A 15,829-nucleotide genomic window follows, 5' to 3' on the forward strand; every position below is an offset into this window, starting at 1 on the left:
CTTGCTCCCCCGAGCGTCAGTAGCCGATCGAGCGGCCGGTGAAGATCGCCCGCACGAAGGTCGTGAACCCCGCCAGGACATCGGTCCGGTTCCCGCCCCGCGACTTCGGCACGGCGGCGATGATCTCGGCGTCGGTCAGCGGATGAGTCTTCCCTGCCAGTTCCCGCAGTTCCTCGGGTTTCCAGTTGTGATTGCCCGCGACGTGCACCGACAGCGCGCCGCGTCGCTGCACGAACTCGATCCGCTCGGCGTCGCGCCGCACGAACTCGCCGTCGCCGACTTGGGCGCACGTCGCGTTTTCGAGGCGCCAAGCGGTCTTCACCGCTGTCTCGCAGCTCTCGACGACGTCGGTCGCGAAGGTCCAGACGGGCGATATCCACAGCTGGGGCGCGTACTCGACGATCAGCGACCCGGAGTCTTCGGTCGTCTTGGTCGGGAGCCGATGCGGGCCGAGATCCGCCGCGAGGGTGCGGTCGTGCGGGACCCCGGTCGCGGTGAGCCGCCGGGCGGCGGTGTCCGAAGGCAGCGACGCGGGGACGGCGATCCCGCCCGCGACCAGCGCGATCAGAAGGACTCCCGCGCCCAGCCGGACGCCCAGTCCCCGCGCGAACAGACCCGCGACGAGCAGCACCGGCACCCCGAAGAACGGCACCGCGAACCACGGATCGAACGCCTCCGCCACCTCCAGCACGAAGATCGCGCCGAAAACGCCGGAGATCCCGGCCACGAAAGCCCACGCCAGCCGTGGCCAAGGCTTCGCGACGGCCGGAAAAGCCTCTGGCGCCGCGAAACCGACGACGTAGACCATCCCGATCGACGCGAGCGGAACCGGCAGCGCGATCCACGGGACGTGCAGGAACGCGGCGAGCAGGAGCAACAGGCCCACGGTGACCGTGCCCAGTGTGCCGAGCAGCCACAGTGAACCGAGCGCGAGGGCGGTGAGTTGCCCGTCGGTGAGGCGGCGCTGCGCCGTTCGGGGGAGCACGGTCGAAGAATGGCAGGTCAGAAGCGATCGTGTCATGAGTATCGCTACTCAAGACCAGCGCGTCTTCTCGTTCGTGGCACGGAAGACGGGGTAACGTGCCGAGCCGTGCGTGCCACCCTTCAGAGCCCTCCCGAACACGTCTGTGCGGCGTTCGGCGGACGTACCGGTGACGCGGAACCGATGCCCGGCACCGATTCCTGGCGCTACAACGATCTCGTGCTCAAGCCGGTCGTGGACAAGTCCCGGACCCTGTGGACGGCACGGGCATTGGAGGCCGTCGACGAGCCGGGGCTGCGGGTCGCGAAACCGGTCCGGTCCAGTGACGGCCGGTGGGTGGTCGGCGGCTGGTCGGCGAACCGGTTCGTGTCCGGCACGGCCGAGCACCGGTACGACGAGGTCGTGCACGCGGCGGTCAAACTGCATCGCGCGACGGCCGGTCTGCCCCGGCCCGATTTCCTGGGACGGCGCACCGATCTCGAGGCGCTGGCCGACAAACTTGCCTGGGGCGAGGCGGACATGTCCCTCGACGAGAACAAGGGCGGCCGCTGGTTCGAGGTACTGGCCGGGTCCCGAAGACCGGTCAAACTACCCGACCAGGTCGTCCACGGGGAGCTTCTCGCCGGCGTGCTCTTCGACGGCGACGCGGCGCCCGGCATCGTCGATTTCGTGCCGTACTACCGGCCGGGTGAATGGGGCGCCGCGATCGTCGCGGTCGACGCGCTGGCCTGGGGCGGCGCCACCATCGATCTCCTCGAACGCTGGGCGCATCTCCCCGAATGGCCGCAGCTTCTCCTGCGGGCCGTCCTCTTCCGCCTGGCGGCCAACGCCCTCGACCCGCGGTCGACCCGGGCGGCGCACGACGGACTTCGTGCCGCCGCCCGGGACGTGAGCGCCGTGCTGTAGGTCACTCGGTGCGCAGGTTCTCCGTCTTCGCCGCCGAGCGTACGGACGGCACCGTCGACGCCGTCACCAGCAGCACCATCACGACGGCCGCCGCGGCGAGCAGTGCGACCGCGGACCAGTCGACGTACAGCCCGTCCCAGAACAGGCGCTTGCCCAGCGCGGCGACGGCGATCCCGGTCGCCGTCGCGAGGACGATACCCAGCAGCAGCGGAATCCCGTTCTGCCACATGAGGGATCGCACGATCACCCGCACCGGGACACCGGTGGCGGACAGCGCGCCGAGGGCCCGCCGCCGTTCACGGACCTGTTCCTGGGCGAGCACCAGCAGGCTCACCCCGGCCAGCAGCAGGACGAACAGCGCGCCGCCGAGCAGGATTTCCCGCGCGTCGTCGAACATCCGGGCCTCGGTGGAGGCCCGCTCCCCGTTGAAGGCCGCCACGGTGACCTGCCCGCTGTACGGCGCCACCGAGTTCCGCACCAGCTCGACGAAATCCGGATTCCCGGTCGTCCCGCGCAGGGTCGCCGTGACCAAGGCCGCGGCCAGGTCGACACCCGCCACCGCCGCGGGCGTCGCGAGCACTTGCGGCGCCAGGGTCTCGGTGACGCTCGATGGCTTCACCTCGAACGGCCGCAGGGTGACCGGAACGGTCCACGGCTGCTCCCGTTTGTCGTTGTCCGTGATCTTCGCCGACTGTCCTATGTGGAGGAAGGAGGGATCGGCGAACACATCGCCGTCGCGGCAACCGGTCGCGGTGGTCGTCGCCTCGATCGTGGCGCAGTCGGCGACGGCGATCGGCACGAGCGCCCCGTCCTCGCGCTTTCCGTCGACGAACAGGGAACGCAGCGCCTGGAGATCGGCGGCGCCGGGGACGGCGCGGACCGCGGCGATCGCCCGATCGGCCACGGAACCGTCCGCGTAAACGGTGATCCGGCCTCCCGTGCCGTCTTGGCGATCGGCCTCCAACGCGGCCTGCCCCGCCAAGAGGCTCTGCAGCGCGATCGCCCCGGCGAGGACCACGCAGAGACCCGCGACCACCCGTGACGGGGTCCCGCTGTCGCTCTGCAGACGGCGGATCGCGAGCTGGAACGACGGCGGTCCGCCCTTGATCCGGGAAACGGCGCGTTCCAGCAGCCACGGCAGCAGCGCGGGAATCCCGACCATCAGCAGTGCCGCGCCGCCGATCAGCGCCCAGCGGCCGAGTTCACTCGCGACACCGAGATCCGGAGCGATCACCAGGATTCCGAGGACGACCGGCAGCAGCCGCCACCACAACCGGCGCTTCGGCGGCGCGGTCTCGCGGACGACGCCGAGCGGTTCGACGACCAGGTGTCGTTGGGACGCCCAAGCCGTCGCCACGGTCAGGGCCGGGACCGCGAGCACGATCAGCACCACCAACGGCCACGAGGGCGTCAGGTCGTCCGGGTACAACCCGAACCGGAACACCTGGAAATCCGCCGCCGTGCCGTGGAAGAGCAGGAACAGCGCGGTACCGACGACCAGCCCGGCCGCGGCGCCCACGAGGGATTCCGCGGCGGTGATCCGGCGTAGCTGCGCGAGGGACGAGCCCGCCAGCCGCAACGCGGCGAGCCGCCGGTCCCTGGCCGCGCCGCCGAGCCGGGAGACCGTCCCGACGAAGATGAACACCGGCGTGAGGAGGACGAAGAGCCCGAGCAGCAGGAGGATCAGGATCCCGTTTTCGAACAGGGCGTGATAGCCGGGCTCGGCGCCGAAGCCGTAGACCGTGCGTGCGTCCCGCATCGCGTCCGTGCCGACGTAGGCGACCAGGTCGTTCGGATTGAGCGTGGTCTCCGCGGCGATGAGCCCGGCGGGCTTACCGGGCAGACGGGGCCGCAGCAGGCCGCTGGTGTCGGCCGCGACGAGCTCGGCCAGCTTCGGCGAAAGGAAGACCTCGCCCGGTGCGGGGAGCCGGTCCACCCCCGGCGGGATCGGCGAATTCGGGCCGGTCGGCCGCAGGTGGACGAGTGAGATCGCCTCGCCGCGGAAGTCGGTCGTCGTCGCCGCGTACTTCAGCGGGTCGACGCCGGGGATCGGTTCGCTCCGCACGGAAGCGGCGAACGTCCGCTGGTCGCGGTTCTCCTTGATGGTGCCCGCGGAGGCGCCGAGCAGCAGGATCGCCACCGCGAGCCCGATGCCGACGGTGCTCAGGACGAGCCTGACGATCGAGCCCCGGCCGCCCCCGACGGCCAGCCGGAACCCGAGCATCAGGTCTTCGCGCCCGGTCATCGGGTCACCACCGGTTCCCGTGTCCGGCCGTCGCGCACGATGACCTCCCGGTCGGAGTAGGCGGCCACCCGCGGTTCGTGGGTGACCAGGACGACGGCGGCGTCGGTCTGTTTCGCCGCCTCGGACAGCAGGCGCATGACCAGTTCTCCGCTGAGCGTGTCCAGCGCGCCGGTCGGTTCGTCGGCGAAGATCACCGACGGTTCGGTGACCAGGGCCCTCGCCATCGCGACCCGCTGGCTCTGCCCGCCGGAAACCTGGCCGGGCGTGCTGTCGCCGACCTCGCCGACCGTCAGCCGGTCGAGCCAGCCGCGCGCGATCCGCTCGGCGGGGCGGCGCCTCATCCCGCTCAGCCGCAGCGGCAGCGCGACGTTCTCCAGGCAGGTCAGTTCCGGCACGAGCTGCCCGAACTGGAAGACGAAACCGAATTCGGTGCGTCGCAAGGCACTGCGTTCGGCGTCGGACATGCTCGCGAGATCACGCCCGCGGAAGAGGACCTGACCTCCATCGGGCCGGACGATCCCGGACAGGCAGTGCAGCAGCGTCGACTTCCCGGACCCCGATGGCCCCATGACCGCGACGACCTCGCCGGGTTCGAGCGTCAGCCCGGCCCCGGCCAGCGCCTGATTCGGACCGAAGGCCTTGTGCAGGCCCAGCCCGTGTAACAACGGTGTTTCCACTGTGTGGTCCCCAGATCAGCGCGTCAGCTGGCGCGCGAGGTCGTCGAGGCGGGCGGCGGTGAGCTCCAGCCACCGCAGATCCGCCTCCAGGTGGAACAGGGCGTGGTCGCAGATCAGCTGGTCGGCGAGGTCGCCGTCGGTTTTGCGGGCGGTGAGCTCGCGCATGGCGCGCAGATGGGAGCTCCGCTGCGCGTCGAGCAGATCCTGGGCGCCGCGGCCGGACAGGAGCGCGAGCACGACCTTGGTGTAGAGCGTGTTCTGCAGGTAGACGGAGGGGTTTTCCGGGCTCTTCAGCCATTCTTCGACGTTGGTGACGCCGGCGTCGGTGATCGCGTACCGCTTCCGGTCTGGACCGCCGCCCGCTTCGACGCCGTTTTCCTCGACGAGGCCGTTCTTCAGGAGCCGGTTCAGCGTCGAGTAGACCTGCCCGTAGTGCAGTGGGCGGTCTTGGCGGAACTGCTTGTCGTAGAGCTGTTTGAGGTCGTAACCGTGCTTCGGACCGGCTTCGAGCAGGCCGAGCAGGGTGTTCCCGATGGACATGCGGGCGACTATACACAGTGTGTATACGCACGGTCTATACACACGGTGCATAGCTGCTGAACGGCGCTTTCCCTGCATGTGGCGCGGTGAAAGCTCCCTTCGCCGCGTGGCATGTGGTGAAGGGCCCCTTCGGCCCTTATGGGATCTGTGCCGCATCGAGAGGTGTCGCGAAAGCCACTTTCGGGACGTCAGATGTCCTGAAAGTGGCTTTCGCGCACGATCTGGGAGGCAAGGGGTCGGAGCCGCGTCGAGGAGTTCGCTCGTCGGCGGTCGAGTGTCGCCAATGTGGCATTGGGGGCATCGGTTGCCTTCACGGACAGCGCGGAGCCCGCCAAGGCCCGCCCTCCGACCTCACGGTGTGACGTCCATCGGCGGCGGGCAATGTCAAACGCCTGAAACATTCAGGAGTTTTCAGGTAACACGGCCTACCTACCTTCGAGCGCTATCGACGCCTGGAGGAGGTGCCCGTGCCGCTCGCCGCCCCCACCGTGACCGCGGTGGACACGCACTGCCCCTACTGCGCCCTGCAGTGCGGGATGAGCCTCGACGGCGCCCGGGTCGCCCCGCGCGACTTCCCGGTCAACGCCGGCGGCCTGTGCCAGAAGGGCTGGACGTCGGGGGAGCTGCTCACCTCGCCGTCCCGCCTGACGACGCCGTTGATCAGGGTCGACGGCGAACTCCGGCCCGCGACCTGGGACCAGGCCCTCGACCTCGTCGCGAAGCGCCTCACCGAGATCCGCGCGGCCAAGGGCGCCGACGCGGTCGCCGTCTTCGGCGGCGGCGGGCTGACCAACGAGAAGGCTTATCTGCTGGGGAAATTCGCCCGCGTCGCGCTGGGCACCTCGCAGATCGACTACAACGGCCGGTTCTGCATGTCTTCGGCGGCCGCCGCCGGGATCAAGGCGTTCGGCGCCGACCGCGGGATGCCGTTCCCGGTCACGGATCTCGCCGACGCCGACGCGGTGCTGCTGATCGGCGCGAACCCGGCCGAAACGATGCCGCCCTTCATCCAGCACCTGCGGGGCGCGGACCTGATCGTCGTCGACCCGCGCCGCACGCCGACCGCCGAGCTGGCCGGACTGCATCTGCAGCCCGCGCCGGGTACCGATCTCGCGCTCGCGCAGGGCATCCTGCACGCCGTCGTCGCCGACGGCCTCCTCGATCAGTCCTATGTGGACAAGCGCACGAACGGTTTCGAAGAGCTGTGGCGTTCAGTCGCGGCCTGGTGGCCGGAGCGTGTCGAGCAGATCACCGGCGTCTCCGCCGCCGACCAGCGACGCGTCGCCGCCAAGCTCGCCGCGGCCCGCAACGCCTACGTCCTCACCGCGCGCGGCACCGAACAGCACGCCAACGGCACCGCGATGGTCAACGCCTGGATCAACCTCTCGCTCGCCCTCGGCCTGCCGGGGCGCGAGGGATCCGGTTTCGGCTGCCTGACCGGGCAGGGCAACGGCCAAGGCGGTCGCGAGCACGGGCAGAAGGCCGACCAGCTGCCCGGCTATCGCAAGATCGACGACCCCGCCGCGCGCGAGTACGTCGCCGGAGTGTGGGGCGTGCCGCCGGAATCCCTGCCGGGGCCGGGGCGTTCGGCCGTCGAGCTGCTGGAGGCGCTCGGCACCGAAGACGGGCCTGGCGCGCTGATGGTGTTCGGCAGCAACCTCGTCGTTTCCGCGCCCGGCGCCGGGAACATCCAGGACAAAGTGTCCTCTTTGGACTTCCTGATGGTCTCGGACCTCGTCCTCTCGGAGACGGCGGCGATGGCCGACGTCGTCCTGCCGGTCACTCAGTGGGCCGAGGAGGACGGCACGATGACCAACCTCGAAGGCCGGATCCTCCTGCGGCGCAAGGCGATCGATCCACCCTCCGGCGCGAAGACGGATCTCTATGTGCTTTCCGAACTCGCCCGTCGACTCGGCCAGCCCGACGGACGGTTCCCGACGGACGCCGAGACCGTCTTCACCGAGCTCCGGCGTGCGTCCAAGGGTGGCGTCGCCGACTACTCGGGTGTCACCTACGACCGGCTCCGCGCCGGCGAGGCCCTCTACTGGCCTGTCCCGGCGGAAGCGCATCCCGGCACGCCGCGGATGTTCCTCGACTCCTTCGCCCATCCGGACGGCCGCGCGCGGTTCGTGCCGGTGGACCACGTCGGCCCGGCCGAGCCGTCGGACGCCGAATTCCCCTTGCAGGCCACCACCGGACGGGTCCTGCAGCACTACCAGTCCGGGGCGCAGACCCGGCTGGTCAAGGAACTCAACGACGTCGTGGCGGAGGCCTTCGTGGAAGTTCATCCCGACACCGCTGCCCGTGCGGGGCTGGCCGAGGGCGACCTCGCGCTCGTGCGCTCCCGCCGCGGGGAGACCGTCGCACGTGTCCGCTGTGTGGCGTCGCTACGCCCCGATCTGGTGTTCCTGCCGTTCCATTTTCCCGGTGAGGGCAGGGCGAACCTGCTGACCAACCCGGCGCTCGACCCGACGAGCCGGATGCCCGAGTTCAAGGTGTGCGCGGTCGCGCTCGCCCCGGCCGAGGTCGTCGCGTGAGCCCCCGGTCGGTGGTCATCGCCGGATACGGGATGGCGGGCGCACGGCTCGCGGACGAGATCCAGCGCCGTGACCCCGAGGGCGAGCGCGTACGGCTCACGGTCGTCGGCGCGGAGGAACACACCGCCTACAACCGGGTGCTGCTCTCGTCGGTGGTCGCCGGCACCATGCGGCCCGAGGCCGTCAGGCTGCACGACGACGAATGGCCGTCCCGCACCCGCGCCGACCTGCGCCGGGGTGTCTCCGCGACGTCGATCGACCGGGACGCGCGGCGGGTGCACCTCGACGACGGGTCCACTGTGGACTACGACGCGCTCGTGCTCGCGACCGGCGCCAATCCGTGGATGCCGCCGGTCGAGGGGCTCGAACCCGGCCCGGACGTCGTCGCGTTCCGCACCCTCGACGACTGCGCGCGGATTCTCGACGCCGCCAGGCTGGGCGCGCCGGTCGCGGTGCTCGGCGGCGGGCTGCTCGGCCTGGAGGCCGCGCGCGGCCTCGCCGGACGGGGGAACCTCGTGACCGTCGTGCATCCGATGCCGCACATCATGGAACGGCAGCTGGACGCGGAGTCGGCACGGGTGCTGACCAGGAAGCTCGAAGAACTCGGCGTCGCCTTCCGGCTCGGTGTCGGGGCCGCGCGGTACGTCAGCGGCGACGGACTCAAACTCGACGACGGCACGCACGTCCCCGCCGATCTCATCGTCGTCTCCACCGGCGTCCGGCCCGAGACGAAACTGGCCGTGGACGCCGGGCTGACCGTCGAGGGCGGCGTCGTCGTCGACGATCTGCTGCGCACCAGCGACGGCCGGATCCACGCGATCGGCGACTGCGCCCGGCATCCCGGCGCGTTCGGCGGGCTCGTGCAGCCCGCGTGGGAACAGGCCGCCGTCGTCGCGGATCTGGTCACCGGGACGAAATCCGCGTCGCGGTACCGCGGCACCCAGGCGGTGACCCGGCTCAAGGCACGGGGCATCGACCTCACCGCGCTCGGCGAGACGATGACCGGCGCGGACGACCCGACCGCCGAGGTGCTCACCTTCAGCGACCCGGCGGGCTGCCGCTACGGCAAGCTCGTCATCCGCGAGAACCGGGTGGCCGGCGCGATCCTGCTCGGCCTGCCCGACGCGGCCGCGACGATCACGCAACTCTACGACCGGGGCATCCCGGTGCCCGAAGACCGGCTGGCGGTCCTTTTAGGACGCTCGCTGCCGCCGGGCGCGCCGTCGGCGGCGAGCCCGGCCGATCTGCCCGCGTCGGCGGTCATCTGCCGCTGCAACGCGGTGACCAAGGGGCGGCTCGTCGAAGCGTGGCGCGGCGGCGCCACCGACATTCCCGCCCTCGCCGGGGCGACCCGCGCGACGACCGGCTGTGGCGGCTGCAAGGACGCCGTGAGCGGGGTCGCGAAATGGCTGGCCGCCCAGTGAACCCGAACGCATCCACCAAGGAGGACCTCATGGAAGCTCGTGGAAAGCGCTGGATCGAGCACTGGGATCCCGAGAACGAGCGGTTCTGGGAGGAGACCGGGAAGAAGATCGCCCGGCGGAACCTCTGGTTCTCCATCCTCGCCGAGCACATCGGCTTCTCCGTCTGGACACTGTGGTCGGTCATGGTCCTGTTCATGGGCCCGCAGTACGGCTTCTCCGCCGCCGACAAGTTCCTGCTGGTCTCCACCCCGACGCTGATCGGCGCGCTGATGCGGCCGCTCTACACCTTCGCGGTGGCGCGGTTCGGTGGCCGGAACTGGACGATCGTCAGCGCCCTGTTGTTGCTGGCGCCCACGATCCTGGCGGCGATCGCGATGGAGCCGGGCACCTCGCTCGGCACGTTCCTGCTGATCGCCGCGCTCGGCGGGGTCGGCGGCGGGAACTTCGCGTCGTCGATGACCAACATCAACGCGTTCTACCCGGAGAAGCACAAGGGCTGGGCGCTCGGGCTCAACGCGGGCGGCGGAAACCTCGGCGTGGCGGCGATCCAGCTGATCGGCCTGCTGGTCATCGGTACCGTCGGCGCCACGGCGCCGCGGGTGGTGCTCTACATCTACATTCCGCTGATCGTGGTCGCCGCGACCTGCGCGTACTTCTTCATGGACAACCTCGCCTCGATGAAGGGCGACACAAAGGCGATGCGCGAGGTCGTCAAGGATCCGCACACCTGGGTGATGTCGTTCCTCTACGTCGGCACGTTCGGTTCCTTCATCGGCTACAGCTTCGCTTTCGGCCTGGTGCTGCAGAACCAGTTCGGCCGCACGCCGCTGCAGGCGGCCGCGGTGACCTTCCTCGGCCCGCTGCTCGGCTCGTTCTCGCGGCCGACGGGCGGCTGGCTGGCCGACCGGATCGGCGGCGGCAAGGTCACCTTCGTGACGTTCGTCGGCATGGCCGCGGCGACCGTGGTGCTGATCCTGGCCTCGACGTCGAACTCGCTGGCGCTGTTCACCGTCGCGTTCATCGTGCTGTTCGTGCTCACCGGTATCGGCAACGGCTCGACGTACAAGATGATCCCGGCGATCTTCCGCGCCAAGGCGAAGGTCGCGATCAGCGAGGGCGCGGACGAGACGCTGGAGATGCTCAAGGCGCGCAAGCTTTCCGGCGCGCTGATCGGGCTGGCCGGCGCGATCGGTGCACTCGGCGGGTTGTTCATCAACCTGGCCTTCCGCCAGTCGTTCGCGGACACGAAGAGCGGGGTGCCGGCGTTCGTCGCCTTCCTGGTCTTCTACGGCCTGTGCTTCGCCGTCACGTGGGCGGTGTATCTGCGCAAACAGCAGTCGGAGGTGGCGAGCACCCGAGGCCTGGCGCTCGCGGGAGCGGAGGTCTGATGCGGAAACTCGTCGTCGTCGGACATGGCATGGTCGCGCACCGGCTCGTCGAGGCGGTGCGCGCGGAGGACAAGGCCGGTCAGTGGCAGGTCGTGGTGCTCGCCGAGGAGGCGCGTCCCGCGTACGACCGGGTCGCCCTGACGTCCTATGTGGACACGTGGGATCCGGCCTCTCTCGCCCTGGAAGGCGCGGACTACGCGGGTGATCCGCTGGTCGAGCTGCGGCTCGGTGACACGGTCGCTTCGGTGGATCGCGAGCGCAAGATCGTCGTCACCGAAGCGGGCTACGAGCAGCCGTACGACACGCTGGTGCTCGCGACCGGTTCGCGGCCGTTCGTCCCGCCGGTACCGGGACACGACCTCCCCGGCTGCTTCGTCTACCGGACGATCGAGGACCTCGACGCCATCCGGGAAGCCGCTCAGCGGCCCGGCCGCGGACGTCGTTCGGCCGTCGTCATCGGTGGCGGTCTCCTGGGCCTGGAGGCCGCGAAGGCGTTGCGGGACATGGGTCTCTCGCCGCACGTGGTCGAGATGGCGCCGCGCCTGATGCCGCTGCAGGTCGACGAGGGTGGCGGCGGGCTGCTCCGGCGGCTGATCACCGATCTCGACGTGACCGTCCACACGGGAACGTCGACCGACGCCATCGAACCGGACGGCGAACGCTACATCGCGCGGCTCGGCAACGGCACCGAACTCGACGTCGACCTGGTCGTGTTCTCCGCCGGGATCCGGCCGCGCGACGATCTGGCGCGCTCGTCCGGGCTGGAAGTCGGTGCGCGCGGCGGGATCCTGGTCGACGACACCTGCCGGACGGCCGATCCCGCGGTGTACGCGATCGGCGAATGCGCGGCCGTGGACGGCAAGGTGTACGGCATCGTGGCGCCCGGTTACGCGATGGCGGAGATCGTCGCCGCGCGGCTGACCGGCGGCGAGGGCACGTTCCCCGAGCCGGACATGTCGACGAAGCTCAAGCTCATGGGCGTCGACGTCGCCAGCTTCGGTGACGCGCACGCGGCGACCGAGGGCGCGCTGGAGGTCGCGTTCAACGACGCCGTCGCCGGGACGTACAAGAAGCTCGTCGTCTCGGACGACTCGAAGACGTTGCTCGGCGGTGTCCTGGTCGGCGACGCGAGCGAGTTCAACACGCTGCGCGCGATGGTCGGCAGGCCGCTGCCCGCCGAACCTGGCGCGATCCTCGCCCCGGCCGGTGGCGGAGCGGCGGTCGGTGTCGACGCGTTGCCGGACGCGGCGCAGATCTGTTCGTGCAACGCGGTTTCCAAGGGCGCGATCACGCACGCGATCACCGAAGAGGGCTGCGATTCGGTCGCCAAGATCAAGGGCTGCACCCGGGCCGGAACTGCGTGCGGCTCGTGCGTCCCGTTGCTGGGCAAGCTGCTGACGGCGTGCGGTGTCGAGCAGTCGAAGGCGTTGTGCGAGCACTTCACGCAGTCGCGCGCGGAGCTGTTCCAGATCCTGCAGGCCACCCGGATCACCACGTTCAGCGAGATGATCGACCGCTACGGCACCGGGACCGGCTGCGCGATCTGCAAACCGGCGATCGCGTCCATCCTGGCCACGCTGGGCAACGGGCACATCCTCGCCGGCGAGCAGGCGACCCTGCAGGACACCAACGACAAGTTCCTCGCGAACCTGCAGCGCAACGGGACGTACTCGGTGGTCCCGCGGATCCCCGGCGGCGAGATCACGCCGGAGAAGCTCATGGTGATCGCGCAGGTGGCGATGGACTTCGGGCTGTACACCAAGATCACCGGCGGGCAGCGGATCGACCTGTTCGGTGCCACCGTCGACCAGCTGCCGCTGATCTGGCGGCGGCTCGTCGACGCCGGGTTCGAGTCGGGGCACGCGTACGGGAAGTCCTTGCGCACGGTCAAATCCTGTGTCGGTTCGACGTGGTGCCGCTACGGCGTGCAGGACAGCGTCGGGCTCGCCATCGAGCTGGAGCTGCGGTACCGCGGCCTGCGCTCGCCGCACAAGCTGAAGTCGGCCGTTTCGGGCTGTGCGCGGGAATGCGCGGAGGCGCGGAGCAAGGACTTCGGCGTCATCGCCACCGACAAGGGCTGGAACCTCTACGTCGGTGGGAACGGCGGCGCGACCCCGCGGCACGCGGATCTGCTCGTGTCCGAAGTGGACACCGAGACGCTGATCCGCACGATCGACCGGTTCCTGATGTTCTACGTCCGCACGGCCGACCGCCTGCAGCGCACCGCGCCGTGGGTCGAGGAGATGGAAGGCGGGCTCGACCACCTGCGCGCGGTGATCGTCGACGACAAGCTCGGCATCTGCGAGGACCTCGACGCGGCGATGGCCAAACACGTCGGCGACTACTCCGACGAATGGCGTGGCGTGCTTGAGGATCCGGAGAAGCTGGCGAAGTTCAGCTCGTTCGTCAACGCGCCCGGCACCCCGGATCCGACGATCTCGTTCCGTACCGAACGCGACCAGAAGGTTCCCGTCCTGCTGGGCATTCCGGAGGTGAAACAGTGACGACGTCGATCGAGCGCACCTGGACCGCAGTCTGCGCGGCGGGCGCCGTCCCCGAATGGTCCGGTGTCGCGGCCCTGCTCGACGGCGGGACGCAGGTGGCCATCTTCCGGCTCTCCGGCGACCGGTGGTACGCGCTGTCCAATGTGGACCCGATCAGCGGCGCGGCGGTGCTTTCGCGAGGGATCGTCGGCGACGCGGGCGGTGTTCCCGTGGTGGCTTCGCCGGTGTACAAGGAACGCTTCGATCTGCGCACCGGCTCGTGCCTCGACGCCGAAGGGGTCTCGGTCGCCGCGTATCGGGTCCGGGTCACCGGGGGTGTGGTGGAGGTGGAATTCTCACCGTGACAGAAGTCCTTCCCCTGGCGGGATTCGTCATCGGGATCACGGCGGCGCGACGGGCTGACGAGCTCGGCGCGCTGTTCGTGCGTAAGGGTGCGACCGTGCGCTACGGCCCGGCGATCCGCATCGTGCCGCTCGCCGACGACACCGAGCTGCGGTCGGCCACCATGCGCCTGCTGGAAGACCGGATCGACGTCGTCGTCGCGACGACCGGGATCGGCTTCCGCGGCTGGGTCGAGGCGGCCGAAGGCTGGGGGCTGGGGGAGGAGCTGCTGGCCAGACTGGGGAAATCTTCGCTGCTCGCACGCGGTCCGAAGGCCAAGGGCGCGATCCGCGCGGCCGGGCTTTCGGAGGACTACTCGCCGGCCTCGGAGAGCAACGCCGAGGTGCTGAGACATCTGCTCGATTCCGGTGTGGACGGTCAGCGGATCGCGGTGCAGCTGCACGGCGAGCCGCTTCCGTACTTCGTGGACAGTCTGCGTTCCGCGGGCGCCGACGTGATCGAGGTGCCGGTGTACCGGTGGGTCGGGCCGTCCGATCCCGGGCCGCTGGACCGGCTGCTGGACGGTGTCCTCGACGGATCGGTGGACGCGTTGCCGTTCACCAGCGCGCCCGCGGTGGCGTCCCTGCTGGCGGTGGCGAAACGGACCGGACGGCTGCCGGGAGTCGTGGGAGCACTGGAGAAACGGGTCGTGGCGGCCTGCGTCGGGCCGATCACCGCGGCGCCGCTGGCCGCGCTCGGGATCCCGACCGTGCAGCCGACGCGGTCGCGGATCGGGGCGCTGGCGCGGACGGTGTCCGACGCGCTCGAAGCCCGTTCGCCGCGGCTGACCGCGGGCGGGCGGAGTATCGAACTGCGGGGTCAGGCGGCGCTGGTCGACGGGCAGTGGTGCGACATCGCGCCCGCGCCGATGGCCCTGCTGCGGGCGCTGGCGGAATCGCCGGGGCGGGTGTTCTCCCGGCGGGAACTGGTCTCCGCGCTCCCCGACGGCGGCGAGGAACACGCCGTCGAGACCGCCATCGGCCGCCTGCGGAGCTCTTTGGGCGCGCCGAAACTGGTCCAGACGGTGGTGAAACGCGGCTACCGCCTGGCCGTCGACCCCTGACGCCCGCATTTCGTCCTCTGAATGCGGTATTCGCATTCAGAGGACGAAATGCGGGAGGTCGTTCAGGAGAAGGTGACGCGGTGGTCGGGGAACTCCCGGGCGGCGGCGACGCGGGCGGCCTCCTCCTCGGCCGCCTTCCGGACGGCCGGGCGGAGGGCGTCGAACGGGGTGACGGTGAAGTCGAGCCGCTTCTTCCCGCTCGCCTTGGCCCGCCACACGCCGGCGATCTCGCCGTCGGCCAGCAGCGCGCCGGGGCTGCCGAGGATCTTCCAGACCTCCTTCTGCCGGGCCTTGTCCGGCACCAGCACGGCTCGGTCGCGCGCCTGGACGAACGGATCGAGCGGCGGCAGCAGGCGTACCACGTCCGGCTCGGGCGGATTCTCCAGCAGCGCGACCCGGTCTTCCGGCAGGAAGGCCTTCTTGCCGCCGACGCGGACCTCGGCCAGGCCGTCCGGCCACATCGCGTCGACCCCGGTGCGGGTGGTCCCGACGTAGGCGGCGGCGTCGCCGGGAGCGGCGGGACCGTTGATCCGCAGGTAACCCTCGACCACGCGGGTGGCCGCCTTGACGTCCGGCGCCGTCTTGAGCCGTCCGCGCCTTTCCAGCGGTGCCAACGTCGCCGGGGTCGCGCCCGTCTCCAGCCGGACCCCGGCGTGGATCGACGCGACCCGCATCAACTGCTCGTAGATGTGCACGACACCGCAGCCGCGGCAGGCGTACGACAGGCCGTCGGGGATCAGCTTCGTGACCGCGCCGCTCACCGTGCCCTTGGTCTGGACGCCGGTGACGACCTCGCGGATCGCCTTCGCCGCGGTGAACAACGCGTCCGTCGCGGACATGCCCGCGTCGTCGACCTGCTTGCGCTGCCAGAGGATCCGGGCCATCGCGTCCTTCTCGTCGAGAGGCACGAGAGCGGCCCGGATCGCGTCCAGCTCCGCACGGCGGTGGAAATGCGGCGCGCCGCGATGCGTCCACGCGAGCACGAACCGGTCGTCGTCCCAGACACCGGGCGTGATGTCGCCGTCGATCCGGGCGACGAGGCCCAGCAGGGCGGTGTCCCGCACGGAATCCTGCAGCCCGAGGTCGAACACGGCCGCCGCGGCCGGATCCGTCTCCTCACGGTGCAGGCCGTGCGCGGCGATCCGGTACGCCAGCACCTGCTCGCGATCGACCTCGAGCACT

The 15,829-nt window shown here is 70.4% G+C and carries 12 protein-coding genes; 7 read left to right on the forward strand and 5 right to left on the reverse strand.

Annotation, left to right across the window (positions count from 1 at the left end; genetic code table 11):
* Positions 1-16: 16 nt before the first annotated feature.
* A complete protein-coding gene (locus tag AB8M46_RS17540; RefSeq protein ID WP_394360761.1) occupies positions 17-985 on the reverse strand; it encodes a hypothetical protein in 969 nt (322 codons plus the stop codon).
* Between the two features lie 105 nt (positions 986-1,090).
* Between AB8M46_RS17540 and AB8M46_RS17545 the strand changes: the two genes are divergently transcribed.
* On the forward strand, positions 1,091-1,888 hold the full coding sequence (locus tag AB8M46_RS17545) for a TIGR02569 family protein (protein ID WP_350596366.1): 798 nt from the start codon (positions 1,091-1,093) through the stop codon (positions 1,886-1,888).
* 1 nt (position 1,889) lies between these two features.
* On the opposite strand, the gene AB8M46_RS17550 is transcribed toward AB8M46_RS17545, so the two are convergent.
* The 3 genes from AB8M46_RS17550 to AB8M46_RS17560 are packed head-to-tail and all read right to left on the reverse strand — an operon-like array spanning position 1,890 to position 5,350.
* On the reverse strand, positions 1,890-4,133 hold the full coding sequence (locus tag AB8M46_RS17550; protein WP_394360762.1) for an FtsX-like permease family protein: 2,244 nt from the start codon (positions 4,131-4,133) through the stop codon (positions 1,890-1,892).
* Complete coding sequence (locus AB8M46_RS17555; protein ID WP_394360763.1) at positions 4,130-4,810, reverse strand: ABC transporter ATP-binding protein; 681 nt, start codon at positions 4,808-4,810, stop codon at positions 4,130-4,132. The genes AB8M46_RS17550 and AB8M46_RS17555 overlap by 4 nt, the downstream gene beginning before the upstream one ends.
* 15 nt (positions 4,811-4,825) lie before the next feature.
* Positions 4,826-5,350, reverse strand: coding sequence for a PadR family transcriptional regulator (locus tag AB8M46_RS17560; protein WP_016331506.1), 525 nt, complete (start codon positions 5,348-5,350; stop codon positions 4,826-4,828).
* A gap of 467 nt (positions 5,351-5,817) precedes the next feature.
* On the opposite strand from AB8M46_RS17560, the gene AB8M46_RS17565 reads away from it, so the two are divergent.
* The 6 genes from AB8M46_RS17565 to AB8M46_RS17590 are packed head-to-tail and all read left to right on the forward strand — an operon-like array spanning position 5,818 to position 14,647.
* A complete protein-coding gene (locus AB8M46_RS17565; RefSeq protein WP_394360764.1) occupies positions 5,818-7,887 on the forward strand; it encodes a molybdopterin oxidoreductase family protein in 2,070 nt (689 codons plus the stop codon).
* Positions 7,884-9,311, forward strand: coding sequence for an FAD-dependent oxidoreductase (locus AB8M46_RS17570; RefSeq protein ID WP_394360765.1), 1,428 nt, complete (start codon positions 7,884-7,886; stop codon positions 9,309-9,311). Before AB8M46_RS17565 ends, AB8M46_RS17570 begins: the two co-directional genes overlap by 4 nt.
* Before the next feature lie 29 nt (positions 9,312-9,340).
* A complete protein-coding gene (locus tag AB8M46_RS17575; protein ID WP_350596361.1) occupies positions 9,341-10,699 on the forward strand; it encodes a nitrate/nitrite transporter in 1,359 nt (452 codons plus the stop codon).
* Positions 10,699-13,203: a nitrite reductase large subunit NirB gene (gene nirB, locus AB8M46_RS17580; RefSeq protein WP_394360766.1), complete on the forward strand. Its 2,505-nt coding sequence runs from the start codon at positions 10,699-10,701 to the stop codon at positions 13,201-13,203. Before AB8M46_RS17575 ends, nirB begins: the two co-directional genes overlap by 1 nt.
* A complete protein-coding gene (gene nirD, locus AB8M46_RS17585; protein WP_350596359.1) occupies positions 13,200-13,547 on the forward strand; it encodes a nitrite reductase small subunit NirD in 348 nt (115 codons plus the stop codon). The genes nirB and nirD overlap by 4 nt, the downstream gene beginning before the upstream one ends.
* Positions 13,544-14,647 carry a uroporphyrinogen-III synthase gene (locus AB8M46_RS17590; protein ID WP_394360767.1) on the forward strand — a complete coding sequence of 368 codons (1,104 nt, stop codon included), beginning with the start codon at positions 13,544-13,546 and terminating at the stop codon, positions 14,645-14,647. The genes nirD and AB8M46_RS17590 overlap by 4 nt, the downstream gene beginning before the upstream one ends.
* A gap of 62 nt (positions 14,648-14,709) precedes the next feature.
* On the opposite strand, the gene AB8M46_RS17595 is transcribed toward AB8M46_RS17590, so the two are convergent.
* Complete coding sequence (locus tag AB8M46_RS17595) at positions 14,710-15,828, reverse strand: DNA glycosylase AlkZ-like family protein (RefSeq protein WP_394360768.1); 1,119 nt, start codon at positions 15,826-15,828, stop codon at positions 14,710-14,712.
* Position 15,829: the final 1 nt, after the last annotated feature.

The organism is Amycolatopsis sp. SB7-3 (genome assembly GCF_041021335.1).
Taxonomy (GTDB): domain Bacteria; phylum Actinomycetota; class Actinomycetes; order Mycobacteriales; family Pseudonocardiaceae; genus Amycolatopsis; species Amycolatopsis japonica.